The organism is Streptococcus sp. 5004, assembly GCF_013276755.1.
Lineage (GTDB): Bacteria > Bacillota > Bacilli > Lactobacillales > Streptococcaceae > Streptococcus.
Map to the genome: position 1 here is coordinate 1 of NZ_VMLP01000026.1, position 15,130 is coordinate 15,130.

A 15,130-nucleotide genomic window follows, 5' to 3' on the forward strand; every position below is an offset into this window, starting at 1 on the left:
TTCGTCTTTCTTTAGGGGTGAACACAATGTGATACTTACAATGCCACTTTGTGTGCGATAAACTATGAGCCTTTTGTGCCATATTTTTCTCCTTTCGCTTTACAATTGACTTGAACACCTTTATTGTATCGCGTTCGGAGTTTTTGGGGTATAACCTTCGACGCGCACCCGCATAGCGAGTGGTTTTTTTGTCTCGCACCTAACGGAGCGAGACGGACTGAAAGTCACATAAAAAAAAGTTGGAGCTCAGTACTCCAACTTTTCTATTAAAATGTTTGGCGTTTAGCTTTACGCTCTGCACGACCGCGAGCACGACTTTCTGCACGCTTGGTTTTGCGGCGCTTTTCATCAACCGCCCATTGAATTTTCTTCTTATAACCCGGTTTGACTTTTTTCTTTTTCTTTTTAACCAGACCAATCATTTCGATATCAAGCTTATCTTGTTTTTTCTCACGGTTGGCACGACGATCACGGTCATAGGTATCTTGAAATTCCCCGTCTTTGACCATCTTCGGAGTAAATTTAATTCCTAATTTCTCCAACTCACGGATATCCGAGTCATCGCTTGGCTGATAAAGGGTAATAGCTGTACCTGGTAGGCCATTGCGTCCGGTACGACCAACACGGTGTACAAAGAAAGACAAGTCTTGCGGAATGGCATCATTGATGACATGGCTGACACCTTCAATGTCAATTCCACGCGCTGCCAAATCTGTTGCGACAATGTACTCAAAATCCAGATTTTTCACCTGATTCATAATACGCTTGCGCTCACGAGGGGCAATATCTCCATGAATCTTCGCTACCTTCAATCCTTGAGCAGTCAGATATGAATGCAATTCATCAGCACGTGTCTTAGTATTGACAAAAATCATTGCCAAATAAGGCTGCATCAACTGAGTCAACTGGTAAATTTGAGCATTCTTATCACGTCCCTTAGTAGAAATCAACCAATTATCAATGGTATCAGAAATGACCGTTTTGGTCTTGATTTTCTCCATGACAGGATTTGACAAGTATTTTTTCAAGAATGGTTGCAGTTTTTGTGGAATAGTCGCTGAGAAGACCATGAATTGCAAGTCTTTTGGAAGACTGCCAGCAATCTTATCAACAGTTTCCAAGAATCCCATATCCAAGGTCATGTCTGCTTCATCAACAACAAAGGTCTTGGCCTTGTGAATAGCCAAATCACCGGATTTAACCAAGTCGTAAATACGGCCTGGTGTTCCAATAACAATATGAGGCTGATTGCTTGCCAATTTCTCAATCTGACGAGCCTTATCCGTACCACCCACATAATTAACCACACGAACTTCCACTTCTGAGTGGGTTGCAATCTGACGAGCTGCTTGATAAATTTGAGTAGCCAACTCACGGCTAGGTACAGTGATTACTGCTTGTACACTATCGCTAGATTCATCTAATTGCTGGAAAATCGGTAACAAGAAAGTATGAGTCTTACCTGAACCTGTTTTTGATTCTCCAACCAAATCTCTGCCTGCCAAGACAATGGGAATCAACTTATCTTGTACCTCTGTTGGAGTTGTAAATTTCAACTCCTGCAAGGCTTCTCTAATATAGTTTTTAAATTGAAATTTCGTAAATGACATAATATCCTCGATTCTATCTATCTTATCAATTATACCACATTTTATTCCATTTCAGTAGCCTCACTCATTTATACTCAATGAAAATCAAAGAGCAAACTAGGAAGCTAGCCGCAGGCTGTACTTGAGTACGGCAAGGTAAAGCTAACGTGGTTTGAATTTGATTTTCGAAGAGTATTAGGCGATTTCCAGTAGCTTCTCTAATAAGAAAAAGGCTGGAATTTTATAATCCCAACCTCTTTTCATACTCAATGAAAATCAAAGATCAAACTAGGAAACTAGCCGCAGGCTGTACTTGAATACGGCAAGGCGACGTTGACGTGGTTTGAATTTGATTTTCGAAGAGTATCAGTTATTATTTCCAGTTTAAAATAGCACTCAAGCCATAGTGATCACTGACTTGCGGACTATTGTTACCATCAAATACAACATGTAAATTTTCTACCTCTAACTCTTTGGTAGTAAAAACATAGTCGATTCGAAGGGGTTCAGTGTTCCCTTTCCATCCATCTATTTCTGGTGGAACAGTATAGCTACCACTTTTCTCTTGAGCAACTTCAAAAGCGTCTTGTAAGCCCAATGGACTAGCTAAAATAGCTTGGTAGCCTTCCTTACCGGCTGGGTTGTTGAAATCTCCAGCTAGCAAAAGTGGCTTATTCAATTCTTTCAAGACAGCTTCAAATCGTGCCCATTCTTCTTGGAAACCTTTATCCCACCAAGAAAGGTGGACACTTGCAACTGCAAGCTCCTTACCATCAACTACAGTTTCAGCCAAGGCAACACGGCGAGTATGATAGTCTGTTGGATCATCCACATCTGAAACCAAAATTTCTCTGGCTTCAATAGGTGTTTTAGACAAGATAGCTACACCTTCGTGGTAGCGATCATAACCGATATGGTTATAGGCCCAGGTCCAGTAGTAATTTTTCCCTTGCTCAGACAACTTTTCAACCAAGAGTCTAACATAGTGATCTTGGTGAATAGGCTCAGCTGCTGGCAAAGCTTGATAAAGATCATTGACCTCCACCTCTGGCGATGTGATCTCCTGATTGATTTCTTGGAAACAAATCAAATCATAGTCTTTTTCAAGAATATCCTCAAGCAAAATCTGGAATTTTTCCTCTGCTTCTTTTTCCATCCAACTGTGAGTATTGAGTGTTAAAAATTTCATGCTTTTCTCCCAAAATAAGAGGTTGGAATACAGCTTCCAACCTCAAGTATATTACAATTCTACTTTAGCAACTGCTGTTTTAGCTGCAAGAGAACCTGTTTTTTCTAATTTAACTGATTTAATTGCATCACCATTTGTGAAGACAACTACTGTTGAAGTTTCACGTCCTGCTGCACGGATAGCATCCAAGTCAGCTGTGACAAGGAGATCTCCTGCTGCAACTTTTTGTCCTTCAGCAACATGAACTGTAAATGGTTTACCTTCAAGACTTACTGTGTCCAAACCAATGTGAACCAATACTTCAAGACCTGCTTCAGTCACAATACCAAGAGCATGTTTTGTTGGGAAGATGCTTGATACAGTACCTGAAACTGGAGATACGATATTTCCATTTGCTGGTTCTACTGCAAATCCATCACCCATCATTTTTTGAGCAAATACTGGATCTTTTACTTGTTCCAAAGCAACAACTTGACCGTCTGCTACTGAGTAAACTTCCTCAGTAAGACCTTTGAAGTGAACAGTGTTTTGTTGTGCTTCAGTCATTTGGCTTGGAAGAGTTTCAGGAATGATTTCACCTGAATCAAGGATATCTTGGATATCAGATTTCAATACGTCTGCTTTTGGACCGTAGATAGCTTGAACCCCTTGTCCTTTCATGACAAGACCCATAGCTCCTTCTGCTTTCCATTGCTCTGCATTTCCTACTTTATCTGCATCTTTAACAGTTACACGAAGACGAGTCATACATGCGTCAACATCAACGATGTTTGCACGTCCACCAAGAAGGTTGATAATGTTTACAGCTTGAGAGCCTGCTGCAACTTTTACTTCGCTACTAGACTCTTCTGAACCTTCAGCAGTTTCGTAGTTTCCGTTACGCCCTGGAGTTGCGTAGTTGAATTTTTGAATCATGAAGTTTGCGATAAAGTACATGATTACGGCAAAGAGAACAGTTACCCAAACGAAGTTAATGATATCCATACCGATACCAGCATTAATTGCTAGTGGTGTACGAGTCAAGAACTCGATTGAACCGAATGAGTGGACACGTAGGTTTACTACGTCAGCCATAGCGAAGGCAGCACCTTGAACAAGTGAGTAAACAAGATACATAGGTGTTGCTACAAACATGAACATGTATTCGATTGGTTCAGTAACCCCTGTCAAGAATGTTGCAAGAGCTGTCGCAATCATCATACCTTTGTATTTGTGTTTCTTGTCAGCATCAACATTACGGTAGATAGCCACAACCACACCCATCAAGATACCGAATGAACCGATCATTTGTCCAACTTTGAAACGAGCTGGATGTACTGTATCTAACAAGTGTTGGTATTGACTAGCATCAGTACCTTTAAGGTTTACAAGGTCTGTTACCCATGCAAGCCAAAGTGGATCTTGACCAAATACTTGACTACCTTTAGCTGCACCAGTTAAGACATCATAAGTACCACCAAGAGCTGTGTAGTTCATTGGGATAGTCAACATGTGGTGAAGACCAAATGGCAAGAGCAAACGTTCCAATGTACCATACAAGAATGGTGCAAGGATTGGAGCAGTTTCTTGTGAGTTGGCAATCCAGATACCAAAGCTATTGATACCAGTTTGCACAAGTGGCCAGAAAGCAGCAAGTACAATTGCAGCAATTATTGAACGAAGAATAACTACAAATGGTACAAAACGTTTTCCGTTAAAGAATGAAAGTGCATCAGGAAGCTTACGGAAGTTATAGTATTTATTGTAAGCAGTTGCTCCAATAAAACCAGAAATAATCCCTACGAATACACCCATGTTAAGTGCTGGAGCTTCCATAACACTAATGAAGTAATCAGCAACTTTGATTGATCCACCAAAGAGAGTTGTTACCATAGCTTCTGGATTTTTCAACATATCTCCTGATACACCAAAGATTGTACCAGTGATACGGTTGATTAGGATAAAGGCAAGACCAGCGGCGAAAGCACCACCAGCACGTTCTTTAGCCCAGCTACCTCCAATGGCTAGGGCGAACAAGATATGAAGGTTAACGATAACCCCCCAACCGATTTGTTCTAGTACACCACCAGTAATAACAAGTGGTGCAAAGGTTGGGTTAATCATCACGATAGACTTACCGATTGAAATCATCAAACCAGCAGCCGGCATAACCGCGATAACCACCATCAAAGCCTTACCGAATTTTTGCCAAAATTCGAAAGACAAGACATTTTTGAATGTATCTTTCATCATTCAAATCTCCTTTATTTTTATTTAGGCAAACGTTTTACGAAAACGTTTGCACCTTTTATGATTTAATTATACCACTTTATTTTTTTTTGTAAAGGCTTTTATAAAAAAAATTACACTTTTTCAAAAAAATTTCCAGTGCAAAATTTCAAGTTCAAATTAGTCATCAAGAAGTCTTCTCTGGGAGACTTCTTTATACTCTTCGAAAATCTCTTCAAACCACGTCAGCGTCGTCTTACCGTATATATGTGACTGACTTTCTACAACCTCAAATCAGTATTTTGAGCATCCTGTGGCGAGCTACCTAGTTTGCTCTTTGATTTTCATTGAGTATTAGAAGTCCCTTTTCAAAAACTCTTGTAGCAAAAAAGGAGATTTTACAACCTCCTCATAAAAGTAATTATTTTACCTAAATCTTCAAGAATCGGCGCATGGATATTCCTGATCCCAATGAACCAATGAAAATTCCAATCACAAATAGTAGGGCAATCATCAAAGGACTAAATAAATCTGGACTAATCATGGATAGATTTTGCCCTACCAACGATTTGTTGACAGATTGGTAAACCATTTGATAAACAATAAAGACCAAAACAGATGGTGCGATAGCTCCCAATAAACCGATAAAGGCTCCTTCTAACAAGAACGGTCCACGGATATAACTGTTTTTAGCTCCGACCAAGCGCATGATTTGAATTTCGCGACTGCGGGAAATAATGGTAATACGAATGGTATTTGAAATCAAGAAAACTGCGACAAAAATTAACAAAGCAGCAATCCCTAGTCCCCAAACACGGATAAATGAAGCTAACTTGAAGAGTCTTTCTGTATTGGCACCGCCATCTTGAACCTCAGAGACACCTTCAATTTTTTTAGCATCTTCGGCTATAGTTTTTACATCATTTGGAGTGTTTGCCTCTACAATATAGGCATCATAGAGAGGATTGGCATCTCCTTCAAAGATTTTCCAGTTATCTCCCATTGTCTCGGTTAATTTTTCATATTGTTCTTCTTTACTTGAAAAGGTAACACTCTTAACCGTAGACATGTTCTTCAAAGAATCATATACCTTGTGGTAGTCATTATTTGTAACAGTTTGACCTTCTTTTTCAATTGTCTGACTGTTATCTTCCACATCCTTTCGGATATAAACTACTACACGGACATTATTTTCAATATCTGTAGCTAGTTTCGCTGTATTGAAAATAACAGAAGCAAATATTGCCACTAAGGTCAAAGTAATCATGACTGAACTGACAGCAGCTACTGTCATCCAACCATTTCGTTTCAAACTTTTTAAGGCTTCAAATAAATGGCGAAAAAATCTACTAATCATCGTATCCATACTCTCCTTTTGATTCGTCACGAACGACACGGCCATTTTCAATGGCAATGACACGGTGGCGCAAGGTATTTACAATCTGGCTATTATGAGTCGCCATCAAAATAGTTGTCCCTTGTAGGTTAATCCGTTCCAAGAGATTCATAATTTCCCATGAATTGTCAGGATCCAGGTTTCCTGTTGGTTCATCGGCTATCAGTACTTTGGGATTATTTACAATGGCACGCGCAATCGCAATCCGCTGTTGCTCCCCACCTGAGAGTTCATTGGGGAAAGAACGAACCTTGTGCTTCAAGCCAACCAAGTCCAAAACTTCCATCACTCGTTTTTTGATATTACGGCGATTTTCCCCGATTACTTCCATAGCGTATGCAATATTCTCATAGACCGTTTTCTTTGGCAAGAGTTTATAATCCTGGAAGACAACCCCAACACTACGACGTAGAAGCGGGACATCTTTCTTTTTAATCTTAACCAGATTAAAACCAGCAACTGATAGGCTTCCTTTATCGATTTTTACTTCACGATACAGAGAACGAATAAAAGTTGACTTACCTGCTCCTGAAGGTCCTACGATGTAAGCAAATTCCCCCGGTTGAACGCTGACCGAAACACCGCGTAGGGCAGTCGTTCCGTTGTCGTATTTTTTGACGACATCTCTCATTTCAATGATTGACATATGAGTTCCTTTCTATCTTAGCTAATGCGCCACTTGAGATAGGCATCGATAAAACCATCTAGGTCCCCGTCCATAACCTTATCTACCTGAGCAACCTCAAAGCTAGTTCGGTGATCTTTTACCATAGTATAAGGTGTGAAGACATAAGAACGAATTTGGCTTCCCCATGTGATTTCTTTTTTCTCACCCTTGAGGGAATCTACCTCCGCAGCTTTCTTCTCTTGCTCCATTTGATAGAGTTTAGCCTGCAACATCTTCATAGCTCGATCTCTATTTCCATACTGGGTACGATCCACTGTTGATTGGACAACAATTCCAGTTGGAATGTGGGTTAAACGTACACCTGTTGAAACCTTGTTGACGTTTTGTCCACCGGCACCACCTGAACGGAAGGTATCCATCTTGATGTCATCTTCCCGGATTTCCACTTCAATGGTATCGTCCAACTCAGGCATCACTTCTACAGATGTGAAAGAGGTATGACGACGTTTGGCAGAGTCGAACGGCGAAATTCGCACCAAACGGTGCACACCCATTTCTGACTTGAGAAGGCCGTAGGCATTAGGACCTTCAAATGATAAGGTTACCGACTTAATACCTGCCTCATCACCTGCTTGGTAATCCAATACTTCCACTTTAAAGCCTTTAGCATTACCATAACGAGTATACATACGAAGCAACATATCGCCCCAGTCCTGCGCCTCAGTACCACCAGAACCTGGATGGATTTCCAAGATGGCATTGTTGTGGTCATAAGGTTCTGACAAGAGTAGAGTCATCTCGTAGCTGGTCATCATCTTATCAAGTTCGGATAACTGCGTTATCAATTCTTCATGCACCGACTCATCTTCAGATAAAAAGTCCAATAAAATTTCAACTTCATCCTGCAACTCTTCCATTTTGTGGAAGGTGTTGTAGGTGTTTTTTAATTCATTTAATTCTTGCGACGTTTTTTGGGCCGCGATATTATCGTTCCAAAAATCAGGTTCAGTCATCTTATTTTCCAAGATGGCAATCTCTTCCTCTAGACCTTCTAGGTCAAAGAGACCCCCTGAAAGAAGATAATTTTTCACGATTTGTGTCAATTTTCTGACGGATTACTGAAATGTCCATAAATACTCCTTTTTTACATCATTTCATTATAGCATATTTTATCATTTCTTTCCATCTTTTGCTATAATCCCTTTTTTATGAAAAAAGAAGCCTTTGGGCTTCCCTTTTTACAAGACTTTTGCTGAAGTGCGAGTGATTTCTTCCACTTGAATACCATTTGCTTCAAATTTTTCTTTCAAGGCTGGTAAATCAATTGATCCATCGATTTGAACTTCGATAATCACCTTACCATCCTTACGCGGAATATTGACTATATGAGAGATATTCAAATTTTCTTCAACGATTAGAGAAACAATCTTACTAAGAACGCCAACTTCATCTTCTGTAACAAAGCGCACACGAATTCCTTCTTCACCATAACCAGCAATTTCAAGAAAGGCTTGGAAAACGTCACGGTCCGTAATAACTCCGTATACTTGATGATTATCTACGACAGGAAGAATACCAATCTTGTTTTTCAACATCAGATAAGTTGCATCTTCTAGACTCGCATAGCCTGAAACAGTGACAACGTCACGAATCATGACATCTTTTACTTTTGTCTTATTCAGAAGATAGTTCATCTCATAGATAGAAAGACTTGTTGCTTTGGATGGACTAGCTTGCGCAATGGTTCCTTCAGTCACCAAACCAACCAATTGATCATTTTCGATAACAGGCAAGCGGTGCAACCCTTGCTCTCTCATCAAATCTGCTGCATGAGATACTGTTGTATCTGGACTAATATACACTACCTTGCGGGTCATAAAATCTTTAACTGCCATGAGACTTCTCCTTTTCTATTCTTATCCCTATTATACAATCTTTTTGTAAATCTATCAAACGCTTACATTTCTTTTTCAAAATTCAGAAAAGTATGAATAAGCTAGCAAAAAGAGCTCTAAAATCGAGCTCTGTGAATGAAGGTTAGAAACGTTTCATTCGATTTTTTCAATTATTAGAAATTAAGCTTTCAATGTAGATGAATATTGCTTTGCAATCTAAATATGCCGACTAAAAAGGTCCACTGGACTATAATGATGATTACTTCGTAATTTCCATCCGCAACCTAAACTAGTCTCCCAGACTATGCGAAGATTACTTCGTAATCCTTATCCACCGACTAAAAAGGTCCACTGGACTATAATGATGATTACTTCGTAATCTTCATCCACCGACTAAAACAATCCACTGGATTTGATGATTGCTTCGCAATCTCTATTCACCGACTAAAAAGGTCCCCCGGACCTTTTTAGCCACCTAGATATGCTTTTCTGACTTCTTCTGATGAAGCGAGTTCTTTTCCTGTTCCGGATAGGACGATTTTTCCTGTTTCCAGCACATAGCCTCGGTCAGAGATTGCGAGTGCCTTATTAGCATTTTGTTCAATCAAGAGGACGGTTGTTCCTTGCTTCTGGATGTCTTGAATGATATCAAAAATCTCTTGGATAAAGATTGGGGCAAGTCCCATTGATGGTTCATCTAAAAGAAGAAGTTTTGGTGTTGACATGAGGGCGCGTCCCATGGCAAGCATTTGTTGTTCTCCTCCTGAAAGAGTAGCTGCATCTTGGTTCTTCCGTTCTTCAAGACGAGGAAAGCGTGAAAAGACCTTCTTCAAGTTAGCTTGATTTTCTTCACGATTTTTCTTCAAGAAAGCTCCCATTTCAAGATTTTCCATAACAGTCAAGCCAGGAAAGACGTGGCGGCCTTCTGGAACTTGTGAAAGACCACCTGCCACGATTTTTTGAGCTGGCATTTTTTGGATTTCTTGATCTAAAAATTCAATCTTTCCTGAACTCGGTCTAACCAAACCAGACAAGGTACGGAGAATGGTTGTCTTACCTGCACCATTGGCACCGATAAGGGAAACGACTTCTCCTTCATTCACTTCAAAGCTTACATCACGGACTGCTTGGATCATGCCGTAATGCACAGAAAGATTATCAACTTTTAACATAGACATTAGGCTTCACCTCCTAGATAAGCTTCGATAACGCGTTTATTGGTCTTAATTTCTTCTGGAGTTCCCTGAGCAATCAAACGACCGTATTCGAGTACGTAGATGCGTTCTGTTACTTCCATGACCAGATTCATATCGTGTTCAATCAGCATGATCGTAATTTTAAATTCATCTTTGATGCGACGAATTAACTCAGTCAATTCGGCTGTTTCCTGCGGGTTCATACCTGCTGCTGGTTCATCTAAGAAGAGAATTTTAGGTTCCGTAGCGAGGGCACGAACAATTTCCAAACGACGTTGTTGTCCGTAGGCAAGATTTTTAGCAAGCGTTTCTGCATCACCATCTAAATCAAAGATTTTCAACAATTCCAAAGCCTTAGCCTTTAATTCTTTTTCACTCTTGTAAAAAGCTGGTAAGCGTAAGAAACTAGCAAAAACATGTTGTTTGTGATGGTTGCCAAAAGCAATCAAAACATTGTCCAAAACTGTTAAATCTTTAAAGAGACGGATATTTTGGAATGTACGTCCAAGTCCCAAAGAAGCAATCTTATAAGGTGACTTTCCATTCAAAAGGTGACCATCTAGGGTTACTGTTCCCTCGCTTGGTTCATAAACACCCGTCAAGAGGTTGAAAAGAGTGGTTTTCCCAGCTCCGTTTGGACCGATTAGTCCAACCAGTTCCCCTTCGTTCAATTCAAGAGTCACATCTCCAACAGCTGTTAGACCGCCAAAATGTTTGGTTAACTGTTTTACTTCAAGTAATGCCATTAGTTTTGTTCCTCCTTCTTAGATTTTTTAAAGAAACGTGATAGGCTCAATTCCCATGTTCCAAGAAGTCCACCTGGTCTGAAAATCATTACCAAGACCAAGGCCAAAGCGTAAATAATCATACGCACGCTGGCAACATCTTGGAGAAGCATATTCAAAATTCCCAGAACAATAGCTGAAACAATGGCACCTGTAATGGAACCAAGTCCACCAAATACAACAATGATCAAAACGTTGATTGAGTTAATGAATGTATAATCTTTCGGTACAACAGACCCGATAAATCCTGCCTGAAGTGACCCTGCAATACTTGCAGTAATGGCACCAAAGACAAAAGCGATAATTTTAATTTTAGTCGTATTAACCCCAACAGACTCAGCAGCGATTTCATCCTCACGAACGGAGAGGGTTGAACGACCAATAGGGCTACGCAAGAAGTTCAAGGTTGCAATGGTTGTAATCACAACAAAGAAGTAAACCATTTGCCAAGTTGTAAAGTTTGGAATTCCCAAGATACCTGCTGCACCATTTGTAAGGCTTCCGCCATTGATGATAAAGATACGGATAATTTCAGAAACACCTAGAGTCGCTACCGCAAGATAGTCCCCCTTCAAGCGCAAGGTTGGAATCCCGACAAGTAAGGCAACTGCTCCTGAAAGTAAAGCCCCTACAAGCATGGCTCCAAAGAAGGCACCGTAGGTTGGTGATTTAGAACCAATAATAGCTGCTGCATAGGCACCAATCGCCATAAAACCAGCATGACCAAGTGAAAATTGTCCTGAAAAACCAACGATTAAGTTGAGACCAACAGCCAGAATAATATTAATTCCAATTTGTTGTAAAATCTGTACATAGAATAGGTTGAGTACTCCGACTGAAACCAGTACACTAATCAAGCCATAGCCAGCTAACAAAAGGAGTAACCATAGAATATTAACTTTTAAATTTTCTTTCATCGCTTACACCTTCTCTTTCACATTTTTACCAAGGATACCAGCTGGGCGGACAATCAAGATCAACAACAAAATTCCATAAACAATGGCATCACGGAAGTCTGACATTCCAAAGGCTGTCGCAAAGGTTTCCAATAGACCAATCACAAAACCACCAAGAGCCGCACCAGGAATGATTCCGATACCACCAAGTACTGCGGCAACGAAAGACTTAAGACCTGGAGTAACCCCCATCAAAGGCTCAAGAGAGTTATAATAGAGGGCAATCAGAACACCAGCTGCACCCGCAAGAGCTGAACCCAAAGCGAAGGTAAAGCTGATAGTACGGTTTACATTGATCCCCATCAATTGCGCCGCATCGCTATCTACTGATACTGCACGCATGGCTTTCCCCATCTTAGTCTTTTGGACAATGACTTGTAACAAAATCATCAAAATCAAGGAAATGGCCAAAATCATTAACTGCACGTTTGTTAGGCTAACTGGTCCCAGATCATAGCGAACTGTTTGAATCGCTTGAGGGAAGGCACGAGTATTGGCACCAACCAGATAGACCATGCCATACTCCAATAGGAAAGAAACCCCAATAGCTGTAATCAAAACAGCAATACGAGTAGAGTGACGCAAAGGTCGGTAAGCAAGGAACTCAATCACGACACCAAGAATAGCTGTCGCTAGCATAGCTACAATAAGCGCTACAAAGAAATTCATTTGGAAAGAATTGATCAAGAAATAACCGATAAAGGCTCCCATCATATAAATATCACCGTGGGCGAAGTTGATGAGCTTGATAATTCCGTAAACCATGGTATATCCTAGAGCTAACAGCGCATAAACACTACCTAGAATCAAACCATTTACTAGTTGTTGGAGCATAAGATTCACTCTTTCTATTTATAATTTTGAGAGTTTCCCCTCACTTTTTGATAGGTTCTTATACTCAATGAAAATCAAAGAGCAAACTAGAAAACTAGCCGCAGGTTGCTCAAAGCACTGCTTTGAGGTTGTAGATAAGACTGATGAAGTCAGTCACATATATAATCCAAGACGACGTTGACGCAGTTTGAAGAGATTTTCAAAGAGTATTAAACACCGAAACAGGGAGTGAGTCCGAGGCTCATTCCCTATTTCAACATTTTCTATTATGGTTTTACAACTTCTGCTGCTTCAACCTTACCATTGTTCATGGTCATCATGTAAGCAGTTTTGACTGTGTTGTGGTCCGCATCGAAGCTTGTTTGACCAGTTACACCTTCAAAATCTTTTGTTTTAGCAAGATTATCCTTGATTTCACCTGAGTTTTTAGCACCTTTTGCTGCATTTGCTACAAGGTGAACTGAGTCATAAGCCAAGGCTGCAAATGTTGAAGGCTCTTCATTGTACTTAGCACGGTATGCATCAAGGAAGGCTTTTGCTTTAGCTGAAACTTCTACAGTAGTTGAGAAGCCTGAAATAAAGTAGATGTTTGATGCTTTTTCAGCAGTTGCTTGTTGTACAAACTCTTCACCGTTGAATCCATCACCACCAACGATTGGTTTGTCAATTCCCATACCACGCGCTTGGTTTACAATTTTACCAGCTTCAGTATAGTAACCAGGAACGATGATAGCATCAAAATCTTTCCCTTTCATTTTTGTAAGGGCTGCTTGGAAGTCTGTGTCACCTGCTACGAAAGTTTCATCTGCAACGATCTCACCCTTGTATGATTCGCGGAAGGCTTTAGCAATCCCTTTAGCATAGTCACTGGCATTGTCAGTGTAAAGAACAACTTTCTTAGCATTTAATTTTTCAGAAACATAGTTTGAGATAATTTTTCCTTGGAAGCTATCTTGGAAAGTTCCGATAAAGAGGTAATCTTGACCTTTAGTCAATCCATCTTGAGTCGCACTTGGCGAAATCAATGGAACACCTGCTTTTGTAGCGTTCGCTACCGCAGCTGCAGTTGCACCAGATGTCGCAGGTCCTACGATTGCTGATACTTTAGATTGGGTTACAAGGTTAGTTGTTACTGAAGCAGCCTCAGCTGTTTCAGACTTGTTATCTTTATCGACTACTTCGATTTGTTTTCCATCGATACCACCTGCAGCATTGATTTCGTCAACAGCAAGTTGGGCACCTTTTTGTTCAGATGTTCCGTAGGCTGCTACGGCACCAGTTTCTTCGAAGTTAAATCCGATTTTGATTGTCTTTTCCTCTACTGAGTTACCAGCAGTGTTGACTGCTCCAGACTTTACTTCTCCACAGGCTGCAAGAAGTGCTACACTTGCAAGCGCCACAAAGGATAGGGCAAATTTTTTCTTCATCTTTTTTTGTCTCCTTATTTCTTAAATAGTCTGTTAAGAATATACCGAATTATCAGAAAATTGTCAACACTTTTCTTTAAATTTTTATCTGATAACGTTTTCCTCTCGATAAAGATTGCCCACAAAGGGTGTTTCCAGCTCTTGGATATGACAAACTCTGACTTTTTTTATAAACTTTTCCTTGCTCAAGCGCCCGACCAATTGCTCCACTTCTTGAGTTGGAACATAGAGTTGTAAGTAACGATGTTTCTTGGAATGATAGGTAATATCTCCATAATCCTGCAATTTTTTGGCATCACGATTATAGTAAAGATAGATAATCAAGCCAGAGCGATTGACTTTTTCAAACATGATAAATCCTCTTTCTAAGAACTCTCTCCCTATTATACCAAAAAAAGCAAACCCAGTCGAGTTTGCCTTCTTTCATCATTAGTTCAATGAATTGTTGGCCATGATTTCATCAATAAAGCCATATTCAAGTGTTTCTTGGGCACTCATCCAGTTATCGCGTTCTGCATCTGCGTGGACTTTTTCGATTGACTGACCTGAATTTTCAGCCAAGATTTTTTCCAAGGTATTACGAGTTTTAAGCAAATGTTCTGCAGCGATCGCCATATCAGTCTGTTGGGTACCACCACCTGTACCACCCATTGGTTGGTGAATCATATACTCTGCATTTGGAAGCATGAAGCGTTTACCTTTTGCTCCACTTGATGCAATGACCGTCCCCATAGATGCGGCCATACCCATAACGATGGTTTGAACATCTGCCTTGATAAAGTTCATAGTATCAACGATTGCCAAACCAGCTGAAACGGAACCACCAGGTGTATTGACATAAAGGTAAATATCTTTTGTACTATCTTGGGCATCCAAGAAAAGCAATTGGGCAATAACAGAGTTGGCCATGTTGTCTTCAACTGGACCAGTCAGCATAATGATGCGGTCTTTGAGAAGACGTGAGTAAATATCGTAAGAACGTTCTCCACGGCTTGTTTGTTCAATAACTACAGGAATCATTTATTTC

General features: G+C 40.2%; 14 protein-coding genes and 1 pseudogene. All 15 read right to left on the reverse strand.

What is annotated here, in order from left to right:
- Positions 1–82 (reverse strand): annotated as a pseudogene (locus HT685_RS08430) (IS200/IS605 family transposase); the annotation flags it as partial.
- Between the two features lie 184 nt (positions 83–266).
- The gene (locus HT685_RS08435) at positions 267–1,610 is read right to left on the reverse strand and encodes a DEAD/DEAH box helicase (protein WP_173226759.1); all 1,344 of its coding nucleotides are present in this window, start codon (positions 1,608–1,610) and stop codon (positions 267–269) included.
- A 352-nt stretch (positions 1,611–1,962) separates the two neighbouring features.
- The gene (locus tag HT685_RS08440) at positions 1,963–2,778 is read right to left on the reverse strand and encodes an endonuclease/exonuclease/phosphatase family protein (RefSeq protein ID WP_172923551.1); all 816 of its coding nucleotides are present in this window, start codon (positions 2,776–2,778) and stop codon (positions 1,963–1,965) included.
- A 51-nt stretch (positions 2,779–2,829) separates the two neighbouring features.
- The gene (locus HT685_RS08445) at positions 2,830–5,010 is read right to left on the reverse strand and encodes a PTS transporter subunit IIBC (RefSeq protein WP_173225330.1); all 2,181 of its coding nucleotides are present in this window, start codon (positions 5,008–5,010) and stop codon (positions 2,830–2,832) included.
- Between the two features lie 406 nt (positions 5,011–5,416).
- Positions 5,417–6,343, reverse strand: coding sequence for a permease-like cell division protein FtsX (gene ftsX / locus HT685_RS08450; protein ID WP_000625541.1), 927 nt, complete (start codon positions 6,341–6,343; stop codon positions 5,417–5,419).
- Complete coding sequence (gene ftsE, locus HT685_RS08455; RefSeq protein WP_000022265.1) at positions 6,336–7,028, reverse strand: cell division ATP-binding protein FtsE; 693 nt, start codon at positions 7,026–7,028, stop codon at positions 6,336–6,338. The genes ftsX and ftsE overlap by 8 nt, the downstream gene beginning before the upstream one ends.
- A gap of 17 nt (positions 7,029–7,045) precedes the next feature.
- A protein-coding gene (gene prfB / locus HT685_RS08460; protein ID WP_172923548.1) for a peptide chain release factor 2 occupies positions 7,046–8,141 on the reverse strand; the annotation gives its coding sequence in 2 pieces (ribosomal slippage) (positions 7,046–8,068 and positions 8,070–8,141; 1,095 coding nt in all).
- 107 nt (positions 8,142–8,248) lie between these two features.
- The gene (locus HT685_RS08465; protein WP_172923547.1) at positions 8,249–8,905 is read right to left on the reverse strand and encodes a CBS domain-containing protein; all 657 of its coding nucleotides are present in this window, start codon (positions 8,903–8,905) and stop codon (positions 8,249–8,251) included.
- 467 nt (positions 8,906–9,372) lie between these two features.
- The gene (locus HT685_RS08470; RefSeq protein WP_050091862.1) at positions 9,373–10,083 is read right to left on the reverse strand and encodes an ABC transporter ATP-binding protein; all 711 of its coding nucleotides are present in this window, start codon (positions 10,081–10,083) and stop codon (positions 9,373–9,375) included.
- On the reverse strand, positions 10,083–10,847 hold the full coding sequence (locus tag HT685_RS08475) for an ABC transporter ATP-binding protein (RefSeq protein ID WP_172923546.1): 765 nt from the start codon (positions 10,845–10,847) through the stop codon (positions 10,083–10,085). The genes HT685_RS08470 and HT685_RS08475 overlap by 1 nt, the downstream gene beginning before the upstream one ends.
- Positions 10,847–11,803 carry a branched-chain amino acid ABC transporter permease gene (locus tag HT685_RS08480; RefSeq protein ID WP_000662290.1) on the reverse strand — a complete coding sequence of 319 codons (957 nt, stop codon included), beginning with the start codon at positions 11,801–11,803 and terminating at the stop codon, positions 10,847–10,849. The genes HT685_RS08475 and HT685_RS08480 overlap by 1 nt, the downstream gene beginning before the upstream one ends.
- A 3-nt stretch (positions 11,804–11,806) precedes the next feature.
- Positions 11,807–12,676 carry a branched-chain amino acid ABC transporter permease gene (locus tag HT685_RS08485; RefSeq protein ID WP_000941427.1) on the reverse strand — a complete coding sequence of 290 codons (870 nt, stop codon included), beginning with the start codon at positions 12,674–12,676 and terminating at the stop codon, positions 11,807–11,809.
- 266 nt (positions 12,677–12,942) lie between these two features.
- A complete protein-coding gene (locus HT685_RS08490; RefSeq protein WP_173225327.1) occupies positions 12,943–14,103 on the reverse strand; it encodes an ABC transporter substrate-binding protein in 1,161 nt (386 codons plus the stop codon).
- Positions 14,104–14,187: 84 nt separating this feature from the next.
- Positions 14,188–14,454, reverse strand: a complete 267-nt coding sequence (locus tag HT685_RS08495) for a YlbG family protein (protein ID WP_050223575.1) — start codon at positions 14,452–14,454, stop codon at positions 14,188–14,190.
- Positions 14,455–14,532: 78 nt separating this feature from the next.
- A complete protein-coding gene (clpP, locus tag HT685_RS08500; RefSeq protein WP_000613475.1) occupies positions 14,533–15,123 on the reverse strand; it encodes an ATP-dependent Clp protease proteolytic subunit ClpP in 591 nt (196 codons plus the stop codon).
- Positions 15,124–15,130 lie beyond the last annotated feature (7 nt).